Source organism: Sphingomonas flavida, assembly GCF_036663655.1.
Lineage (GTDB): Bacteria > Pseudomonadota > Alphaproteobacteria > Sphingomonadales > Sphingomonadaceae > Sphingomonas.
This window is the reverse complement of the sequence record NZ_JAXOJH010000005.1, coordinates 80,392-100,076: the sequence shown is the minus strand read 5'-3', so window position 1 is coordinate 100,076 and position 19,685 is coordinate 80,392. Positions and strand designations below refer to the sequence as shown.

Below are 19,685 nucleotides of genomic sequence, written 5' to 3'. Positions count from 1 at the left end.
TATGGACGTGATCGAACGGCCCGTGCTGGACGGCGCGCGCAAGGGCGGCGGCGCTTTCGACGGCTATGTGCGCAGCGGCACCACCGTCGAGCTGAAGGCCTTTACCGGCACCACCGGCGACAGCGGCGGGTTCGCCGTGCCGCGTGAGATCGACGCGGCGATCGCCTCGGTCCTGCGCAACGTCTCGCCGATTCGCGGTATCGCGAACGTCGTGACCGTCGGCTCGGCGGGCTATCGCAAGCTGGTGACGACCGGCGGCACGCCGTCCGGCTGGGCAAGCGAGACGGCGGCGCGGCCCGAGACGGCGACGCCCAGCTTCATCGAACTCGCCCCGCCGATGGGCGAGCTGTACGCCAACCCGTCGGCCAGCCAGGCGATGCTGGACGATGCGGCCTTCGACGTGGAGGGCTGGCTCGCGGGGGAGATCGCGACCGAATTCGCGCGTGCCGAGGGGCAGGCCTTCGTCAACGGATCGGGCGTCAACCGGCCCAAGGGCTTCCTGACCAATGCCATCTCGGCCGTCAGGGACGGGGTGCGTCCGTACGGCACGCTGCAATATCTGCCCAGCGGCGCGCCGGGTGCGTTCGGGGCCGGGGCGGAAGACCGATTGGTCGATCTGGTCCAGTTGCTGCGCGCGCCGTACCGCCAGGGGGCGTGCTTCGTGATGAATGCCGCCACCTCGGCGCGCATCCGCAAGGCGAAGACGACCGACGGCCAGTTCCTCTGGGCGCCGGGGCTTGCGGCGGGGCAGCCCGCCACGCTGCTCGGCTATCCGGTGATCGAGGCGGAGGACATGCCCGATATCGCGGAGAATGCTTGCGCCATCGCCTTCGGCAATTTCCAGGCGGGGTATCTGATCACCGAGCGTGCCGAGACCGCGATCCTGCGCGATCCGTACAGCAACAAGCCGTTCGTCACCTTCTACGCCACGCGGCGAATCGGCGGCTGCGTCAGCGACTCGGAGGCGATCAAGCTGATGAAGTTCGCGACCACCTGAACCGGTGAAAAATCGGGGCAGCCGCAAGGGGCTGCCCCGTAGTTCAGGGAGGATGCCGAACCGGCCGGGGGGCGCGGGGTCGGCATGGCCGGTGCCCAAGGGGGAGGCGGGCAGCGGCTGAACAACCCTCTGCGCCCCAACTGTGACGCCCGTGTGTCGCGCCTGTCGCAACTTGTATCGGTGAAGGAGAATTCATGATGAGCGGGACGAAGGAGGCCATGCCCCTTGCGACCGTGACGGCGGCGGCGGGCGCAATCCGTGCGCTGCTCCGCCTGGAGGAAGGGAACGAAGCCGCATTGGTCGAGCGGGTCGCGGGTGTCGCGCTGGCGCTCGCCGAATCCTTTTGCGGGCAGATGCTGGTCGAGCGGATGGTTGAGGAGCGCTTGGCGGGCGGGGTGGACTGGCAGGCATTGTCGGCGGTGCCCGTGCGGGCGATCCTGTCGGACGGGTTGGGCGAGATCGACGGTGACGGCCGGGGCTGGGCCCGGCCGAGCGAGGCGGCGCTGGTCCGCTACCGCGCCGGACTTGCCGATGGCTGGGCCGCGCTGCCGCCCGAGATCGCGCATGGCGTGGCGATCATGGGCGCGCATCTGTTCGACAATCGCGATGCCGCCGCCGTCCCGCCCGCCGCCGTCGCCGCGCTGTGGCGGCCCTGGCGGCGGATGCGACTCGACGTGCCGAGGCGGCCATGACCGCGCGCGAGGCGTTGCGCGGCGGCCTGTTGGCCAAGCTGCGGACGGTATTGCAGCCGTTTGCGGTGACGCTGTTCGATGCCGTGCCGGTGCGGGCCAGCGTGCCGCAGGCGGTGCTGGGCGAGCCGAGCGAGAGCGATTGGGGCGCGGCGGGAATCGAGGGGCGTGAACTGCGCGTGACCGTCACGCTGACCGATGAGGGCGAGCGGCCGCTCCGCCTGCGCACCGCGATGCAGGCGGTGGAGGCGATCGCGCTGCCGGACATGCTGGCGGACGGATGGCTGGTCGCGGGGTGGACCGCGATGGCGACCCGCATGGCCAAGACGGGGGCACGCTGGACCGCGAGCGTCGAATGGCGCGCCCGGCTGTGGCGTATGGGACAATAGGGGGGATCATCATGGCAATCGAAAAGGGAAGCGCCTTTCTGCTCAAGATCGGCGACGGGGCCGAGCCGCCCGCCTTCGCGACGATGGCGGGGCTGCGCACCACGCAGCTGTCGATCAATGGCGAGACGGTGGTGGTAACGAACAAGGATTCGGGCGGCTGGCGCGAATTGCTGTCGGGCGCGGGCGTGCGCCATGTCAGCGTGGGCGGCGCGGGCGTCTTCACCGGATCGGCGGCGGAAGCGCGGATGCGCGGCCATGCGCTGGCGGGCACGATCGAAACCTATCGGTTGAGCTTCGAGAGCGGCGGGTCGATGACCGGGCGCTTCCTGGTCACGCGGCTCGACTATAGCGGCGATTTCGGCGGTGAGCGGACCTACACGCTGGCGCTGGAAAGCTCTGGCCCCGTGGTGTCGGCATGAGTGCGAATCCGGTGCGCGGCGAGGCGAGCGTTCGCGTCGGCGGCGCGGAGCTGGTCGTGCGGCCGAGCTTCCAGGCTTTGGTCGCGGCGGAGGGCGAGCTGGGCCCGCTGTTCGAGTTGGTCGAGCGCGCGGGCGGGGGAAAGCTGTCGCTCGGCGAGGCGGCGGCGCTGATCTGGCACTGCCTGCGTGAGGTGCCCGAGGGGCTGAGTCGCGAGCAACTGGGCGAGGCGCTGGTCGATCTTGGGCTGGCGGCACTGGCGCCGGTGCTGCGCCAATTGCTGCGCCAGATATTGGGCGGGCGGTGACGTTCGCGGAGGCGGCGGCGCGGCTGGCGGGAATGGCGGGGGCGGTGCTGGGCTGGTCGCCCGACCGCTTCTGGCGCGTCACCCCCGCCGAGCTTCAGGGGATCGTGACGGCGATGACGGGCGGGGACGGGCGTGAGCCATCCTCGTCCGCCACGCTCGCCCGGTTGCGGGAGATGTATCCGGATGGATGAACAGGATTTTGTACCCCGCATCGACATGCGGGGCTTCGCCGCCGACATGGCGACGATGCGCACCGAGCTGTCGCGCGGGCTGGGCGACGCGGCCGAACTGGGCGCCCGCACGGTGGAGGGGGCGCTGCTGCGCGCCGCCCGGACCGGCAAGTTCGGGTTCGAGGAACTGAAGGCGACCGCGCTGTCGGTGCTCGACCAGATTGCGCGGGCGGCGCTGAAACAGGGGCTGGGCGCGGTCGGCGATGGCGACCTGTTCGGCCTGCTGGGCGGGCTGGTTTCGGGCTTGCCGGGGCGGGCGACCGGCGGACCGGTATCGCCCGACCGTCCCTATCTGGTCGGCGAGCGCGGGCCCGAGGTCTTCGTGCCGACCAGCAGCGGGCGGGTCGAGACGCTGCGCCCCGGCGGGGCCGCGCGTGACGTGCGGGTGGCGATCACGATCAACGCCGGGGCGGGGGAAGCGGGCGGCGTGCTGCAACGCTCCAGCCGCCAAGTGGCGCGTGCGGTGCGCGCGGCGCTGTCCGAGGACTGAGGGGCGGGAGCCTCGCAATCTGGGAGAAGAACCCATGCCATGGTGTCTGCATAGCGAACGCCGCGACCAGCGGAGCGACGTGTTGTCGCGCTTCGACCCGCGATACTGGACGGTGGATTTTCCACGCCCGATGATGGCGGCGGTGGTCGCGACCGCGCCCGATGCCGTGCGTGTCGATACGGTCTTCTACCGCGCCGACGATCTGGCGGGGCTGATCTGGGAATCGGCCGACCGGCACGACCATCCGCTGCTGCGCTACGACACGGTGCGCGACTATCGCGATTGCCGGTTGCGGTTCCGCTGGCGGTCGGGCGGGATCAAGCCGCTCGATGCACGGCACGGGCCGACGCTGACCATCGAGGGTCGCGACGAGAGCGGTCGGCCCCGCGCCTGGTATGTGCGGCTGTGGAATTACGCGACCGGCACGCCCGAGGATGCCGAGGTCGTCATCGACTTCGCCTCGCTGGCAGGCGGGTTCCGGTTTCCCGAGGATCGCGATCCCGTCTGGGCCGGGGATGTCGACCGCATGTTCGTCTCGCTGGTGGCACCCGATTACGACGCGGGCGCACGCTTCCTGGCCCGGCCGCAGGAGGGCTGGGCCGAGCTGACCGGCATCGCCTGTGACGGGCCGGGCGCGGTGATCGGGGTCGGGGCGGCGGTGCTGCCCGAACAGGGTTTCCACATCGCCAGCGGCTATGACGACAGCTATCACCTGACGCCGCAGCGTTTGCTGCGCAACATGCTGCACCTCGGCTATCGCGGCAGCATCGTCCATTATGTTGGCATGAGCCATTATTTCCGGCTCGAACGCAGCGGGGAGGGGCTGTACGCCAGCCTGAGCGGCGGTGCGCTGAATGTGGCGAGTGCGGCATGGCATCGCGGGTTGGCGCATGAGGTGAAGGCGCTGGGTTACGACCTGATCTGGTCGCTGTCCTATGAGCTGTTCGACGCGCATTGCTGGGGTGACTGGAAACAGCGATCCGCCGACGGCGCGCCCGCGCTGACCGGCTGGGAGCCGCCGTCGACGCTGCTCAGCCCGGCGCATTCGGGGGCGATGGCCTATCTTCAAGCTGTCGCGCAGGCGTTCCTGGCGATCGGGCAGGTCGCGGGATTGCGGCCGCAGTTCCAGGTCGGCGAGCCCTGGTGGTGGGTGCGCCCCTCGGACGGCGCACCGTGCCTGTACGATGCCGCGGCGGTGGCGGCCTTCGCGCCGGTGCCGATGGCGAGCATGGCGGGGAGCAAGACCCAGGCGCAGCGCGACACGCTCGACCGGGCGGGGGCGTGCCTGGCCGCCTCGACCGCCGCTTTGTGCGCGGCGGTGAAGGCGGCGGCACCGGGCTGCGTCACGCATCTGCTCACCTATCTGCCGACCGTGCTCGATCCGCTCGCGCCCGAGGCCAAGCGAGCCAACATGCCGGTCGGCTGGGCGAGTCCGGCCTTCGATGTGCTGCAACTTGAGGATTATGACTGGGTGACGGGGGGCGACACCGCCGCGACCCGCAAGGGCGTGGCGCTGGCCGAGGCCCGGCTCGGCTATCCCCCGGAGCGCCAGCATTATCTGTCGGGCTTCGTCCTGCGCGCGGACCAGCGCGGGCAATGGGGCTGGATCGCCGGGGCGGCGGAGGCGGCGCGTGCGCGAGGTGTGGCGGCGACCTTCCTGTGGGCGATGCCGCAGGTGATGCGCGACGGATTCGCATGCTGGGAAGGGGAGGAGGACGAGATGCAGGCTTTCGACGATGTGCTGTTCCCGCTGGCGCTGGGCCGCGAGGCGGAGGTGACGCCGGGCTTCTCGACCGCGATCCTGACCGGGGCGGGCGGGCGAGAGGCGCGCAATGCCGCCTGGGCGGAGGCGCGCACGACCTATGATGTCGGCCCCGGCCTCCGCTCGGCCGAGGATATCGCGGCGCTGCTCGGTTTTTTCCGGGCGCGGATGGGGCCGGCGCGGGGCTTTCGCCTGCGCGATCCGTTCGACAGCATCGGCACCGAGGAGGTGCTGGGCCGGGGCGACGGCAGCACGCGCCGTTTCGCGCTGGTCCGCTATTATGGCGACCAGCCGCGCCGCATCACCCGGCCGGTCGCTGGCAGCATGTCGGTCAAGGTCGCGGGCCGCGGCGTCACCGGCTTCGCCCTGGAGCCGGGCGGGTGGCTTCTGCTCGACACCGCGCCCGCCAGCGGCGCGGCGATCACGGCCAGCTTCACCTTCGACGTGCCCGTTCGCTTTGCAGAGGACCGGCTGAGCGTGACCCTGGTGGGCTTTCGGGCCGGCGCGGCGGCCTCTGTCCCGCTGGTCGAGGTGCGCGAGGCATGAGCGCGGACACGCTGACCACATGGGTGTTGTGCTGGCGGATCGAGCGTCGCGACGGGGTGACGATCGGGTTGACCGGGCATGACCACGACCTGTGGATCGATGGCCTGCGTTACCGCGCCGCACCCGGACTCACGCCCAGTGCGATCCTGCGCGGCGATGCGCTCGATCCCGATCTGATGGAGGCATCGGGCGCGCTGACCAGTGCGGCGATCGGCGAGCGCGATCTGCTCGGCGGGCGCTGGGACGGGGCGAGCGTGGCGGCGATCGCGGTCGACTGGAGCGGCGAGGGCGCGCCCGTGCCGCTGGGCCAGGGGACGATCGGTGCGGTGCAACTGGGCGAGGGTGGTTTCTCGGCCGAACTGCGCGGGGTCGGGGCGTTGCTCGACCGGCCGGTGGCGGAGGAGACCTCGCCCGATTGCCGCGCGATGCTGGGCGACCGGCGGTGTCGCGTCGCGATGGCGGGGCGGCGGCGGTTCGCGCGGGTGACGGCGTGGGACGGCGAGGTCGGCCTGACGCTCGATACCATCGAGCCGGTGGCGAACGCCTATGGCCAGGGGCGGCTGATCTGGTTCGGTGGCGACAATGCCGGGCTGGAGGGCGCGGTGGCGCGATCGGAGGGCACGCAGCTATGGCTGTCCGCCGCGCCTGCCTTCCCCGTTGCGCCGGGTGCGCTGATCGAACTGGTCGAGGGGTGCGACAAGCGCCTCGAAACCTGCCTGTCGCGCTTTGCCAATGTCATGAACTTCCGGGGCGAGCCGTTCCTGCCGGGCATCGACCTGCTGACCCGATACCCCGGCGCATGACCCCCGAGCCTGTCGACGATGTGGAGGAGGCGGCGCGGGCGCTGGTCGGCGTGCGGTTCCGGTTGCACGGTCGCGATGCGGTGCATGGGGTCGATTGCGTCGGGCTGGTCGCGCTGGCGACGGGGCGGTCGGCGCCGACCGGTTACGGCTGGCGCAGCGGGGACGCGGGGCGGGTGGCGGCGTTGCTCGATGCCGCCTTCGCGCGCGGCGGGGACGCGCCCGGTGCGGTCCTGCTGCTGCGTGCCGGGCCGGGGCAACTGCATCTGGCGATCCGGGTAAGCGACGGGATCGTCCATGCCGATGCGGGGCTTCGCCGCGTCGCCTGGCGCCCGGGTGTGCCGCCCTGGCCGGTGCTCGGATATTGGAAGGGAGAGGGGTAATGGCGACCTTGGTCTTGGGCACGGTGGGGCGTGCGCTGTTGGGGCCGGTGGGCGGTGCGATCGGGGCGTTGATCGGCAACCGGGTCGATCATGCGGTGCTGGGATCGCCCCGGCGACAGGGGCCGCGTCTGGCCGAGCTGTCGGTCCAGACCTCGACCTATGGGACGCAGATGCCCGCCATCTTCGGCGCGATGCGTGTCGCCGGGCCGCTGATCTGGGCGACCGACCTGGTCGAGGCGCGCGGGCTGACCGGCGGGGGCAAGGGGCGGGCCGCCACCGAAAGCTATAGCTATTCCGCCAACTTCGCGGTCGCCCTGTCGGGGCGGGGAATACGGCGGGTGGGGCGGATCTGGGCCGATGGCCGGTTGCTGCGCGGGAGCGCGGGCGACTTCAAGGTGGCGACCGGCTTTCGCCTCTATCCCGGCACCGAGGACCAGCCGGTCGACCCGCTGATCGCCTCGATCGAGGGTGCGCGGGCGTCCGCCTTTCGGGGGCTCGCCTATGCGGTGTTCGAGGGGCTGGCGCTGGCCGAGTTCGGCAACCGGATCCCGCAACTGACCTTCGAGGTGGAGGCGGATGCCGGTCCCGTTGCGTGCGGAACGATCGCGCAAACGCTGTCGCCGCTGGTCCATGGCGGTGATCCCGGATTGCCCGTGGCGGGCTTTGCGGCGGGGGGTGGCAGCATCGGTGCCGTGCTGGCGACGCTGGCCGAGATCGGCGGCGGCCAGTGGGTGGCGGACGGCGCAGGTCTGCGACTGGCGATGCCGGGCACGGCGCCGGCGCAAGCGGTCCGGGACGAGGGTATGGGGGCGGAGCGGCCGGGAAAGCGCGGCATGCGGACCATCGCAGCAGAGGCGGTGGTGCCCGCCAGCGTGACCGTGGCCCATTACGACCCGGCGCGAGACTATCAGATCGGCACGCAGCGCGCGCGTCGTCCCGGCGGCGTGCGGGACGAACGACTGGACCTGGCCGCCGCGCTCGACTCGTCGACCGCGCGGACGCTGGCGGAAAGCCGGTTGGCGCGACGCGCGGCCGAGCGGGTCCGGCGCACCCTGACGATCGGGCCAGACGCGCTGGCCATCACGCCGGGCACGACGATCGCCATCATGGGCGAGAATGGGCGCTGGCGGGTGGTGGAGGCGGCGTGGGAGGCGATGGCGGTCCGGCTGACCTGCGTTCCGCTCGGTCAGGCCGCCGCGCGCCTGCCCGCGTCGCCGGGCCGGATCGCACGGCCTGTCGAACGGGTGATTGGCACGACCCGGCTGGTCGCGTTCGAGGTGCCGTCGCTGGCCGACGATCCGTTGTCGAGCCCAAGACTGTCGGTCGTGGCGGCGGGCGGGCCGGGCTGGCGACAGGCGAACCTGGCCTATAGCCTGGACGACGGGGCCAGCTGGATCGCGATCGGGGGCACCGCACTGCCCGGCGTGATGGGCAAGGTGGCGGCGATCGGCCCCGGCGGCACCGCGCGGCTGGTCGATCGGCGCGGCAGCATCGACGTGCGCGTGGAGCAGGACCTTGCCGATGCCGACCCGGCGGCGCTGGCGGCGGGGGCCAATATCGCCTGGATCGGTGGCGAGCTGATCCAGTTCGCCAGCGCCCGGCCGCTGGGGGATGGGCATTGGCGGCTGAGCGGGCTGTACCGCGGCCTGCGCGGGACCGAGGCACAGATCGGGCGAGCCGGGCCGGGCACCGATTTCGTCATGCTGGAGCCGGGATGCGTCCGCACGATCGACCTGCCGATGACGATGCTGGGCAAGCGCGTCCGGTTGCTGGCGCATGGCGTCGGCGACGGTGGCGACGGCGTGGAGGCCTTTGCCGACGTCACCGGTGCCTCGATCCTGCCGCCCGCGCCGGTCGGGTGGCGATGCACGCGGGCGGCGGACGGACGCGTGACGATCGGGTGGACACGGCGCAGCCGGATCGGCTGGCGCTGGCTCGACGGGGTCGACGTGCCGCTCGGCGAGGAGGTGGAGCGCTACCGCATCGCCATTGGCGACCGGGTCGAGGAACTGTCCACCCCCGGCTGGACCGGCGAGGCGGCGGACGGTGCGCGGGTGACGATCCGGCAACTGGGAATATGGGGCGCATCGGCCCCGCTGGTCGGTTTCGTGGGGGAGGGGTGAGATGATGGACGAGACGCCGCGCTGGACATTGCCGCTGCTGGCGGCGGGACAGGCGCACAAGGAAACCACGCACAACGAGGCGCTGAGCCTGCTCGACCTGGTCGTGCAGCCCTGTGTCGAGGCGGTCGGGCTGGATACCCCGCCCGGTGACGCGCAGCCGGGGCAGGCCTGGATCGTCGGTGCCCGGCCGACCGGTGCCTGGGCGGGACATGCGCAGGCGCTTGCGGGATGGACCGATGGCGGCTGGCGGTTCCTGGTTCCGCGCGCCGGTCTTTCGGTGTGGAACCGGGCGGCGCAGTGCCGGTCCGAATGGGACGGGACGGCGTGGCACACGGGGCGTGTCCTGGCGCGCGAGCTGATTGTGGACGGAAAAAAAGTTGTCGGCACGCAACGACCCGGGATCCTTTTACCGAATGGTGGACAAGTCATTGATTCAGAAGCACGATCTGCGCTTGGGTTGATCGTTGCCGCGCTTCGCGACCATGGTTTGATCGCCTCCGGCTGACCAAAATCCTGTGCCTTTAATGCCACAGTCCGGGGCTTTTGTTTGCTTGCGTGGAAACCAACGCTCCGATAGTGGGTTTGCGCTGTCCGTAGTGACAACCAAGAAAGGGGACTATGATGCGGAAGCTTGCCATTGTTCTGGCACTCGCCTCCACCGCCCTGGCTTCGCCTGCCCTCGCCCGCGACAAGTCGTGGTACGTCGGCATCGAAGGCGGCGGTATGATCGTCGAAGACATCGATTATGATGTCACCGGCACGCGCACTGGCGTCGCCAGCGTCGACCATGACTATGGTTATGACGTTGACGCCGTGATGGGTTACGACTTCGGTGGTTTCCGACTGGAAACCGAAGCCGGTTACCGTCGTGCAACCGTCGACGGCTTCAGCTCGACCACGCTGACCAACACCGGCATCGGTGCTGGCACCGTTGCGGCTGGCAACTATCCTCTGGCCGGTGGCTCCACCTCGGCGCTCAGCTTCATGCTGAACGGCTTGCTGGACTTCGGTTCGGATGATGGCATCCAGGGCTTCGTCGGCGGCGGCGTCGGCGTCGCACGCGTCAAGGCGAACTACGCCCTGAACCGTCGTGCCGACTTCCTGAACGACTCGGACACCGTGTTCGCGTGGCAGGCTCTGGCGGGCATCCGTGCTCCGCTGACCGACCACATCGACGCGACGCTGAAGTATCGCTTCTTCAACGCCGAGAACGTCAAGCTGGTCGACGTCGCGAACAACACGTTCGACGGCCGTTTCCGTTCGCACTCGATCCTGGGTGGCGTGGCGTACAACTTCGGCGAACCGGCAGCTCCGCCGCCGCCGCCCCCGCCCCCGCCGCCCCCGCCTCCTCCTCCCCCGCCGCCCCCGCCGCCTGCTCCCGAGGCAGTGGCGTGCTCGCCGGGTCCGTTCATCGTGTTCTTCGAGTGGGACAAGTCGGACGTCACTCCGGAAGCCGCGTCGATCCTCGACAACGCGATCACGCAGTACCAGAGCTGCGGCAATGCGCGCGTGATGGTTGCGGGTTACACCGACACCTCGGGTACGCCGCGTTACAACATGGGCCTTTCGCAGCGTCGTGCCGACGCGGTGAAGGCGTACATGACCTCGCGTTCGATCCCGGACGGCACGATCACGACCGAAGCGTTCGGCGAGCAGCGCGACAAGCTGCGCGTGCAGACCGCCGACGGCGTGCGCGAAGTGCAGAACCGTCGCGTCGAGATCACCTACGGTCCGGGCGCTGGCCAGTAAGCCACGCTCAGCCTAGGCTGATTGCGATAAAGAGGGAGGTCGGCGAAAGCCGGCCTCCTTTTTTGCGTCCGGCGTCGGTGGCGGGGCGTGGTGGACGACCGGCACCGAGTTTTGTGCGGGGCCAAGTGCCTTCCCTCGCCCCATCGGCTAATGCTCGCGATGGGCTGCTGCATGTCCAGCTTAGAGTTTGATCCGGCCAAGCTGAAGCACCACCCCGGCGGAGGCCGGGGTCCAGTCGGGGGTGCGGTTGTGATGATCCAGTGCGCTTCATCGCCGAAGCCTTCGCAACTGGACCCCGGCCTTCGCCGGGGTGGTAGGGCAATAGGTCAGGGCAGGTGGATCAAACTATAGTGGCCTACGAGCATTCCGCTCCTGCGAGGGGAGGGGGGCCATGCACAGCATGGTGGAGGGGTGTCGCCGGACGGCGACGTTTGACCGACCTCTCAAGACCCGGACACCCCTCCGTCAGGCCTGCCACCTCCCCTTCCAGGAGAGGAATGAAATGAATGTCGATTCTCCCTAGGATTCGCACCGCCACGTCCTTTTGCCGGGATAGAATTTATCGCGCCGCCTGAGATGCTTGCGACGTGTCCCTGCGCCCGCCGAAGCATCGCCATGCCCGATTCATACTTTCTTCGGTGCTGTCCATTATGGACACATTCTTCGATCCAGAAGGAATGGCTATGAGATATGGCGGGGCCGGTTACAAAAATCGTGAGGCACGCCGACAAGTTCTGATCGCCTGCCGCATGAAGTCTGTGCGCGGATGGGGCGATGCCTGTATCCACAATATCTCGTCGCGCGGCATGATGATCGCCTGCGACGATCCGCTGCAGCCGGGCGAATATGTCGATATCCGACGCGGGCGGCAGGTCGTGATCGGCCGCGTGATCTGGACGCGCGACCGGTTCTCGGGAATTCGAACGCAGGATACGATCAGCCCCGACGCTCTGGTCAACGAACCGCGTCTGGAGTCGCGCCCGGGGCCCTGCGACGTCGGCGGCGATCGCCGCCACGTCCGGCAGCGTCTGGTCAGCGAGATCGATACGGCGCGACGGATCGAGCGTAGCCGCGCCATTTCCGGAACGTTGCAATTCGCGGCACTCGGGCTGTTCGGCATCGCCGCCGCAGTGACGATCGCGGTACAGGTCGGCCATGTGCTGGCACGGCCGACTCAGCATATCGCGAGCGCCCTGTCCTCCGCGAAATAGCGGCGCGCCGGTTCAGCCCGCTTGTTCCTCGGACAGCGCCGTCACCAGCCAGTCGGGGCGCAATGCATCGCCCAGTGCCTCCACGCGGCGATGCTCGACCATCAACCCCAGTTCGGGATAGGTCGCCCGCGTCCGGTCGCCTGCCTCGCCCAGCGGCGCCACCACCAGCCGTCGATTGACCTTGGAGCGGTGATGCATCCGCGCGGTATTCTCCTGGCCGACATAACAGCCCTTTGTGAAGCTGACGCCGTTCAATTCGCGCGCATTGCACTCCAGCCACAGCGTCTCGCCTGCGCCTAGTTCGCCGACGCCTTCGACCACGCCCAGCGCCAGCCGGTGCGCGGCCCACCCGCTCGCCGCCTCACCCGCCGGGGCCAGCCAGCGTCGGCCGAGCGCGGGCAGGCGCGGGTCATGGGGGCGATCATCGGCGTCCCGGCTCCAATGCACCGCCAGTTCGGCAACCGGCTCGATCGTGATCGCGCGCCGCAACCGGTACATGGCCAGCCGCCGCGCGAGCGCCTCGGCCTGCACGGCCTCCGCATCGATCAGAACGGCATCGCCGTCCGCCCACAGGATGAAGTCGAACAGCGCCTTGCCCTGCGGCGTCAGCAGCGCGCCCCAGCGCGGCGCATCCGGCGTCAGCCCCGCCACGTCCTGCGTCACCAGTCCCTGCAGGAAACCGCGCACGTCCTCGCCCGCGACTTGGATCAGGCGGCGGTCGGCCAGGGTGGTGGCACCGGTGATGGAGCGCGCCATAGGCTGCGTCGTCGGGGTGGAATCGCTCATGCGGTCAAGGTAGGAGGGCGCCATCCCATGCGAAAGGCCCGATTGCCATGACCTTCGATCTCCTCCTCTCCGGCGGCACCGTCCACACGCCCGGCGGCCCGGTCCGCGCCGATGTCGGCGTGCGCGATGGTCGGATCGTGGCGATCGGCGCGAAGGGCGATGCGGGCCGCATGATCGACTGCACCGGCCTCGACATCCTGCCCGGCGTCATCGACACCCAGGTGCATTTCCGCGAGCCCGGCCTGATGCACAAGGAAGACCTGGCGAGCGGTAGCCGTGCGGCGGTGATGGGCGGCGTCACCGCCGTCTTCGAAATGCCCAACACCAAGCCGAACACCGATTCGGCCGACGCGATCACCGACAAGCTGACGCGCGCGAAGACCATGTTCTGCGACCACGCCTTCTATGTCGGCGCGACCAACCACAATGCCCGCGACCTGGCCGAACTGGAGCGGATGCCGGGCACGGCGGGTGTGAAGATCTTCATGGGCGCCTCGACCGGCGACCTCTTGGTGTCGGAAGATGCGCGGCTGGCGGAAGTGCTCGCCTCGGGCCATCGCCGCGTGGCCATCCATGCCGAGGACGAGGACCGGATGAACGCGCGCGTGGACGAGCGGATCGAGGGCGACCCCGCCTCGCACCCGGTCTGGCGCGACGACGAGAGCGCGCTGCTCGCCACCCGCCGTATCCTGCGGCTGGCGCGGGCGGCCAATCGCCGCATCCACATCCTTCACGTCACCACGCCTGCCGAGCTGGAATATATCGCGCAGCACAAGGATATCGCGACCTGCGAGGTCACGCCGCAGCATCTGACGCTGGCGGGCGAGGAAGCCTATCCACGGCTCGGAACGCTGGCGCAGATGAACCCGCCGATCCGTTCGGGCGCGCACCGCGACGGTCTGTGGTACTGGCTGAACCAGGGCGTGCCTGACGTCATCGGCTCGGACCACGCGCCGCACACGCTGGAGGAAAAGGCCAAGCCTTATCCGGGCAGCCCCAGCGGGATGCCGGGCGTGCAGACGCTGTTGCCGCTGCTGCTCGATCATGCCGCCAATGGCCGCCTGTCGCTCCAGCGCGTCATCGAACTGACCAGCGCGGGCGCGCAGCGCATCTTCGGCATCGTCGGCAAGGGGCGGATCGCGGCGGGCTATGACGCCGACTTCACCATCGTCGACCTCAAGAAGCGCTGGACGATCGAGGATCAGTGGCTCCAGTCCAAGTGCGGCTGGTCGCCCTTCACCGGCATGGAACTGACCGGCAAGCCGATCGGCACCATCATTCGCGGCGAGATCGCGATGTGGGAGGATCAGCTGGCCGCCGCGCCGACCGGCCAGCCGCTACGCTTCGAAGCGGTCGATTTCGGTTGAGTGACGCGGTGAGCGCGGTGCGCTGGGTTCGCGATATCCGGGTCTATTGCCCGGTCGCGGCACCCACGCTCGCCGCGCTGATCGCGGGCGATCCGGACGCGGTCGAGCGGGACGCCACCGCCGCCGCGCTCCTCGCCATCCTGCGCACCCCGCCGCTGGGCGATTTCGGACGCTATCGCGAGGTGGTCGAACTGGCCATCGGCTATGAAGGCTTTCGCCCCGGCGCAGGCGCGGTGCCGACCCTGGGTGCGGTGGGGCAGGCGAGCTGGTCGCCGACCGTCATCCTGACCGCGATGTACGATGCGGATGCCGATATCGGAGCGCTGGCCGATCGTTTGCTGGCGGCGCATCCCTGGGACGTGCCGGTGATCGCGATCAGCGAGCCGTATCGACTGCTGGTGCGCGGGTAAGGGGCAATTTGTCGGGCAGGCGGCCTCCTGCGACAGCGATCCGGAGTGACGGGTGGCAGGGCTCCAACCCTGAACCCCAATTCCTAAAATTTGATCCACCAGACCAGACCTGTTGCGTTACCACCCCGGCGGAGGCCGGGGTCCAGTTGCGAAGGCTTCATATGATGGAGCGAGCCGGACCATCACAACGGCCCCCCGACTGGACTCCGGCCTCCGCCGGGGTGGCGCTTCGGATTGGATGGATCAAACTCTAACCACCGTTCAGCCTGAACGGTGGTTGGTCCTTGACCCTGCGTCAGACGATGCTTCGTCCGTTCAAGGGGGAGGGTGGAACCCGGCGTTCCGGCACTCCCCGCCGCCTTGAAATCAGAACGGCAACCACCGCGCCTTATGCGTGAAGTTCATATACCCCACATTGACGCCCGCGCGCCAACCGACGCCCAGGCGCACCGGGATCAGTACAACATTGCCGCGCCGCAAATAGGTCGCGGCGAATCCACCGACGAAATACAGCCGCCCTTCGGCCGCAGGGAAGCGGTGGAACAGTTCCTCGGTGTCGTACAGGTTGTAGACCAGCACGAAGACCTTGTTCGCGTCGCCGCCGATGTCGAAGCCCAGCGAGGGCCCGGTCCAATAGACCGGCATCTGCCCCTCGACCTTGTGGGTCATCACGCCCGAGCCGTAACGAACCCCGAGGACGAAGGCGCCCGACGCCTCGCGCCCCGCGATATAGGCGTTCGGCCGACCCTGTTCGCGCAAGATCCGTTCGATGATGCCCGCCAGCCCCTCGGCACCCTGGCCGAAGACGCCTTCGCCCGCCGCCAGCAAGTCGTCGCGCTCGAAGGTGTCGGCGGCCTGCGTGGTTTGCGTCGCGCGGGTTTCCGGCGTGGTCGCAGGCGGCGTGCCCGGCGTCTGCTGCACCGGCGGCGGCGGGGGCATGGTGTCGTCTTGCGCCGGTGTGCTGCGCTGATCCGGGACACTGCGATCCTGCACGCGCGGTGCGGGGCGCGACGGCTGGGTGGCCAGGTCGCTGTCGATACCCTGATTCGGGTCGATCGTGCGCACCTGCGCGGCGAGCGGCGCGGCGGCGATCATCGCCAACCCGCCGATCAGCGATGCCGACAGCGATAGAGGCAGTGACAGGCCCAGGCAGACAACACGCATGACATTCAACTCCCCCGGCGAACCGATAGGTCACGTTAACCAGCCCGCGCCTTGCAGTGCAATGAATGACGGGGTGGTGCCCGATCGATTTACCGGGCCACTTTTGTCGCCCTAGTCGATTTTCCGTGCAAAATCCCCCCGATCCCCGGTTGATTGCCTCCACCGGCCCCGCTATAGCCGCACCTCGCCGCAGCCGGAGACGTGGGTGAGTGGCTGAAACCAACGCTTTGCTAAAGCGTCGTACGGGAAACCGTACCGAGGGTTCGAATCCCTCCGTCTCCGCCATTTTGCCGGCATCCCCTGTAAATTCTGATGCCCGCGCTCAATCCTGGCGATCGCGGCTTGGGCGTATCCTGTCGCGGTCTGGTCTCCTTGGCCACGGCTACGTTATGACCAAGTGATAGCCGTCGACCTTGGTGATCGGCGCGATTGGAAGGGATGAAGGCATGGCGGATGCCGCGGGGAACGACATCGTTATCGGGCCCATTACCGAGGCGGATGTGCTGATCGTCATCGATCCTCAGATCGACTTCTGTCCCGGCGGGCGGCTGGCCGTGGCGGACGGCGATGCGATCATGGCGGGGATCGCCGCGCTCGCACCGCGCTTTGCCCATGTCGTCGTGACGCAGGACTGGCACCCGGCCGGGCATTCGTCCTTCGCCAGCAGCCATGCGGGGCGGCGGCCCTTCGATAGCGTGGCGATGCCCTATGGCGAACAGCTATTGTGGCCCGACCACTGCGTCCAGGCCAGTGCGGGTGCGGCATTCCATCCCGATATCGCGGCGGTCGTCGACCAGGCCGACCTGATCCTGCGCAAGGGGACCCATCCGGCAATCGACTCCTATTCCGCCTTTTTCGAGAACGACAAGACGACGCGGACCGGGCTGGCCGGATATTTGCGCGACAAGGGCGTGCGGCGGTGCGTGTTCGTCGGGCTGGCCTATGACTTCTGTGTCGGCTGGTCCGCCCTGGATGCGCGGCGCGAGGGGTTCGAGGCGGTCGTCTTGAAGGACCATAGCCGCGCGATCGCGATGCCGATCGCGGGCGGCGGCACGACGCGCGACGCGGCCGAGGCGCAGTTTCGGGCGGCGGGCGTGCGTTTCTGAGGCGGGGAGGGGGCTACCGGCCCCCTCCCCGCAATGGTCAGGCGGCAACGGCCTCGGGCAGGTCGTCCTCGGTGAGGGTCGAGCTGCGGCGGAACTGCGCGGCATTCTCGTCCAGCCAGGCCGAGGCGGTGGCGCGGCCGAGCTCGCGCAATTCCTGGATCTTCGACCAGCGCGTGTCGAGCTTGCTGGCCGAACCGCGCTCGCCCAGCGCCAGGGGGGCGGGCATCATGTGCATGTTGGTCGCGGCCAGCGCCTGCATCGCCGGGTCGATCGACCGCGCGCTGCGGGCGATCGTCTGGACATCGGTCAGCGCCTTCAGGTCGCGCAGCAGGCAGGCGTTGAAGCCGATATCGCTCATCCGCCCGACAATGCCACCCAGCGAGGTCGGCGTATCGTCGACCGCGAACGGCGTGATCTGCACGATCAGCAGGTCGGTCGCGCCGTGGTCCGCGAAGATCAGCGGCTCCAGCGCCGGATTGGCCGAAAAGCCGCCGTCCCAATAATCCTCGCCGTTGATCGTCACCGCCGCGAACAGGTCGGGCAGGCAGGCCGAGGCCATGATCGCATCGACGGTGATCTCGTCATTGCCGAACAGCCGCGCCGCGCCGTTCGATACGGCGGTCGCGGCGATATACAGCGGCAGTGCCTCGTCACGGGTCAGCGCGCCAAGGTCGATGCTGGACGATACGACCTGGCGCAGCGCACGCATGCCGCGCAGCTGCGGCGACACCTGGGCCACATAGCGGCTCATCATCTTCGACACCTCCAGCGTGCGGCGAAACCAGGGTTCGAACAGCGGCCCGCCCCATTGATGGTCGAAGGCGCGCAGCGGCGAGGTGTCGGACACCGTCTTCCACAGCCGCTCCAGCCCGGCCAGCGCCCCCGCCCGGCCACCGGCGGCGAGGCCCGCGACCAGCGCGGTGCCGTTCAGCGCACCTGCGCTCGCCCCGCTGACCGCGACGATGTCGATATCCTCGTCGAGCAGCCGTTCGAGCACACCCCAGCCATAGGCGCCGTGTGCGCCCCCGCCCTGAAGCGCCAGGGCGAGCCGCGGGCGACCCGCCTTCGAGGTTACGGGCCGGTTACGGGGCGGATGGCTCGAAAGCAGGTCGGACATGGGTGGCTCCGGTGTTGCGTGGCCGGGCCGGGCGGCACGGCGATAGGGAATGTGGTGCCTCAACGACCATCGCCGACTTTGGGTGCGGTGCAGCATAACAAGAAATACGCCTGCGCTCTGTCGGGAAAAGAAACGATATCGGATACGATCGGTTGAGCCTCCGCACCGGCCGCCACTGGATCGGCGCGTCACGATCGAGGGGGATCAGCGATGACCGGCACCGGATGGGACGGCCGCGCGCGACCCGCGCCGAAGCCGGTGCGATCGCCCCGCCGGGCGGTGCGCGCGACGATCGAGCGGCTGCACCGGTCGATGTTCGAGTTCATCGCCGCGCCTGCGCTGATCGTCTGTGGCTTCGTCGTGCTGGCGGAGGTGATCGACTGGCTGGACAATCATGCCGGGCCGCAGCGGTCGTGGAGCCCGCTTCGCACATGGCTGGCGCAATATGTCGGCGATACCCAGTCGGCGATCGGCGTCCTGACCGCTATCGCGGGCAGCCTGTTCACCGTCACCTCGATCACCTTTTCCATCCTGATCCTGGCGGTGCAGCAGGGCGCGACCGTGCTCAATTCGCAGATCGTCGACCATTATCTGCGCCGGGCGTCGAACCGGGCATGGTTCGGCTTTTTCGTCGGCATCTCGCTCTTCGCGCTCATCACGCTGGTCCAGACCACGCATACGCGCGCGCCCATCTTCGGCGTGATGATGTCGACCATCCTGGGCGCGGTCGCGCTGTTTGCGCTGATCGTCCTGATCTATGGCACGATCGACCAGATGCGCCCCGCGACGCTGATCGCGGCGATCGTCGACACCGCCGTCGCGGCGCGCAACCGGCAGTTGCCACTCCTCGCCGCCAGCGGGCCGTGCGTCGTCGAGGGCGGTCATATCGTGCACGCCGATCACAGCGGGCATGTCGCGCGGGTCGATGTACGGGCGCTGGAGGAGTTACTTGCGAAGCACGGCGATCTGCGGATCGCGATCCGACCCGCGATAGGCGACTTCGTCACGATCGGTGATCCGCTGGCCGTGATGTCGGCGGGGCACGATGCGCTGGCCGATATGGTGGCCGCTGCGGTCGTGCTGACCCAGAAGCGCGATATCGCCGACGATGCGGGTTACAGCCTTCACCATCTGCATACGATCGGCTGGACCGCGATCTCGACCGCGCGGTCCGATCCGGCGGTGGGCGCGATCGCGATCCAGGCGCTGCACGATCTGATCGTCACCTGGCGCGACGATCCGGTCAGAGCGGATGGCGGCGGCGAAGGACGCGCCCGACTGGGCTATGACGACCGCCTGCCGCGCCAGCTGATCGATACGATCGAAAGCCTGATGGTCGCCGCCAGCGAGTCGCGCCAGCACCAGACCATGGCGCTGCTGCTCGACACGGTGACGGCGGTGCTGCCGATCGTCTCGCCAAGCCAGCGCCGCGACCTGCCCGGTGCGCTGCGGACGGCGGCGCTACTGGCGGCATCGCATACCCCGACCCGCGTCATGGTCCATGCGCTGGCCCGATACTCGGCGGCCTGCCAGCGCCATGGGTTGGAGGATGTGGCGGCCGAACTTGCGGGCGCGTTGACGCCTGACCAAAGGAAAACGAATGAGGACAGCCACGGCACTATTTTGCCGTAGCGGTCGAACG

At 69.1% G+C, this 19,685-nt stretch carries 21 protein-coding genes and 1 tRNA gene; 19 read left to right on the top strand and 3 right to left on the bottom strand.

What is annotated here, in order from left to right:
* Window position 1 precedes the first annotated feature (1 nt).
* The 14 genes from U1703_RS07650 (at window position 2) to U1703_RS07585 (ending at window position 12,093) form a co-directional block, all read left to right on the top strand.
* Complete coding sequence (locus tag U1703_RS07650; protein WP_332785215.1) at window positions 2–997, top strand: phage major capsid protein; 996 nt, start codon at window positions 2–4, stop codon at window positions 995–997.
* Window positions 998–1,194: 197 nt separating this feature from the next.
* A complete protein-coding gene (locus U1703_RS07645) occupies window positions 1,195–1,689 on the top strand; it encodes a head-tail connector protein (protein WP_332785214.1) in 495 nt (164 codons plus the stop codon).
* Complete coding sequence (gene gp17, locus U1703_RS07640) at window positions 1,686–2,075, top strand: tail completion protein gp17 (RefSeq protein ID WP_332785213.1); 390 nt, start codon at window positions 1,686–1,688, stop codon at window positions 2,073–2,075. The genes U1703_RS07645 and gp17 overlap by 4 nt, the downstream gene beginning before the upstream one ends.
* Window positions 2,076–2,086: 11 nt before the next feature.
* Window positions 2,087–2,494: a phage major tail protein, TP901-1 family gene (locus U1703_RS07635; protein ID WP_320451507.1), complete on the top strand. Its 408-nt coding sequence runs from the start codon at window positions 2,087–2,089 to the stop codon at window positions 2,492–2,494.
* Window positions 2,491–2,799, top strand: a complete 309-nt coding sequence (locus U1703_RS07630; RefSeq protein ID WP_332785212.1) for a gene transfer agent family protein — start codon at window positions 2,491–2,493, stop codon at window positions 2,797–2,799. The genes U1703_RS07635 and U1703_RS07630 overlap by 4 nt, the downstream gene beginning before the upstream one ends.
* Complete coding sequence (locus U1703_RS07625; protein WP_332785211.1) at window positions 2,796–2,990, top strand: phage tail assembly chaperone; 195 nt, start codon at window positions 2,796–2,798, stop codon at window positions 2,988–2,990. Before U1703_RS07630 ends, U1703_RS07625 begins: the two co-directional genes overlap by 4 nt.
* The gene (locus tag U1703_RS07620) at window positions 2,983–3,519 is read left to right on the top strand and encodes a tail tape measure protein (RefSeq protein WP_332785210.1); all 537 of its coding nucleotides are present in this window, start codon (window positions 2,983–2,985) and stop codon (window positions 3,517–3,519) included. Before U1703_RS07625 ends, U1703_RS07620 begins: the two co-directional genes overlap by 8 nt.
* 34 nt (window positions 3,520–3,553) lie before the next feature.
* Window positions 3,554–5,827 (top strand): DUF2460 domain-containing protein, encoded by a 2,274-nt coding sequence (locus U1703_RS07615; protein ID WP_332785209.1) that lies wholly within the window; start codon window positions 3,554–3,556, stop codon window positions 5,825–5,827.
* A complete protein-coding gene (locus U1703_RS07610; RefSeq protein WP_332785208.1) occupies window positions 5,824–6,630 on the top strand; it encodes a phage/gene transfer agent baseplate hub protein in 807 nt (268 codons plus the stop codon). The genes U1703_RS07615 and U1703_RS07610 overlap by 4 nt, the downstream gene beginning before the upstream one ends.
* A complete protein-coding gene (locus U1703_RS07605; RefSeq protein ID WP_332785207.1) occupies window positions 6,627–7,010 on the top strand; it encodes a peptidoglycan endopeptidase in 384 nt (127 codons plus the stop codon). The genes U1703_RS07610 and U1703_RS07605 overlap by 4 nt, the downstream gene beginning before the upstream one ends.
* Complete coding sequence (locus U1703_RS07600; protein WP_332785206.1) at window positions 7,010–9,133, top strand: phage tail protein; 2,124 nt, start codon at window positions 7,010–7,012, stop codon at window positions 9,131–9,133. The genes U1703_RS07605 and U1703_RS07600 overlap by 1 nt, the downstream gene beginning before the upstream one ends.
* A gap of 4 nt (window positions 9,134–9,137) precedes the next feature.
* Complete coding sequence (locus tag U1703_RS07595; RefSeq protein ID WP_332785205.1) at window positions 9,138–9,638, top strand: DUF2793 domain-containing protein; 501 nt, start codon at window positions 9,138–9,140, stop codon at window positions 9,636–9,638.
* 116 nt (window positions 9,639–9,754) lie between these two features.
* Window positions 9,755–10,882 carry an OmpA family protein gene (locus U1703_RS07590; protein WP_320451851.1) on the top strand — a complete coding sequence of 376 codons (1,128 nt, stop codon included), beginning with the start codon at window positions 9,755–9,757 and terminating at the stop codon, window positions 10,880–10,882.
* Window positions 10,883–11,631: 749 nt separating this feature from the next.
* Complete coding sequence (locus U1703_RS07585) at window positions 11,632–12,093, top strand: hypothetical protein (protein WP_332785204.1); 462 nt, start codon at window positions 11,632–11,634, stop codon at window positions 12,091–12,093.
* Between the two features lie 12 nt (window positions 12,094–12,105).
* On the opposite strand, the gene ygfZ is transcribed toward U1703_RS07585, so the two are convergent.
* Window positions 12,106–12,879 carry a CAF17-like 4Fe-4S cluster assembly/insertion protein YgfZ gene (gene ygfZ, locus U1703_RS07580; RefSeq protein ID WP_332785203.1) on the bottom strand — a complete coding sequence of 258 codons (774 nt, stop codon included), beginning with the start codon at window positions 12,877–12,879 and terminating at the stop codon, window positions 12,106–12,108.
* Between the two features lie 47 nt (window positions 12,880–12,926).
* Here ygfZ and U1703_RS07575 point away from each other — a divergent pair, with 47 nt between their 5' ends.
* Window positions 12,927–14,246, top strand: coding sequence for a dihydroorotase (locus U1703_RS07575; RefSeq protein WP_332785202.1), 1,320 nt, complete (start codon window positions 12,927–12,929; stop codon window positions 14,244–14,246).
* Complete coding sequence (locus U1703_RS07570; RefSeq protein ID WP_332785201.1) at window positions 14,243–14,656, top strand: hypothetical protein; 414 nt, start codon at window positions 14,243–14,245, stop codon at window positions 14,654–14,656. The genes U1703_RS07575 and U1703_RS07570 overlap by 4 nt, the downstream gene beginning before the upstream one ends.
* A gap of 366 nt (window positions 14,657–15,022) precedes the next feature.
* Here U1703_RS07570 and U1703_RS07565 read toward each other — a convergent pair whose 3' ends face one another.
* Window positions 15,023–15,820, bottom strand: coding sequence for a DUF1134 domain-containing protein (locus U1703_RS07565; protein ID WP_414712009.1), 798 nt, complete (start codon window positions 15,818–15,820; stop codon window positions 15,023–15,025).
* A 195-nt stretch (window positions 15,821–16,015) separates the two neighbouring features.
* On the opposite strand from U1703_RS07565, the gene U1703_RS07560 reads away from it, so the two are divergent.
* A tRNA-Ser gene (locus U1703_RS07560) sits at window positions 16,016–16,105 on the top strand.
* A 161-nt stretch (window positions 16,106–16,266) separates the two neighbouring features.
* Complete coding sequence (locus U1703_RS07555; protein ID WP_332785200.1) at window positions 16,267–16,926, top strand: nicotinamidase; 660 nt, start codon at window positions 16,267–16,269, stop codon at window positions 16,924–16,926.
* Window positions 16,927–16,963: 37 nt separating this feature from the next.
* On the opposite strand, the gene U1703_RS07550 is transcribed toward U1703_RS07555, so the two are convergent.
* The gene (locus U1703_RS07550; RefSeq protein WP_332785199.1) at window positions 16,964–18,043 is read right to left on the bottom strand and encodes a patatin-like phospholipase family protein; all 1,080 of its coding nucleotides are present in this window, start codon (window positions 18,041–18,043) and stop codon (window positions 16,964–16,966) included.
* A gap of 210 nt (window positions 18,044–18,253) precedes the next feature.
* On the opposite strand from U1703_RS07550, the gene U1703_RS07545 reads away from it, so the two are divergent.
* Complete coding sequence (locus tag U1703_RS07545; protein WP_332785198.1) at window positions 18,254–19,675, top strand: DUF2254 family protein; 1,422 nt, start codon at window positions 18,254–18,256, stop codon at window positions 19,673–19,675.
* The last annotated feature ends 10 nt before the right edge of the window (window positions 19,676–19,685 follow it).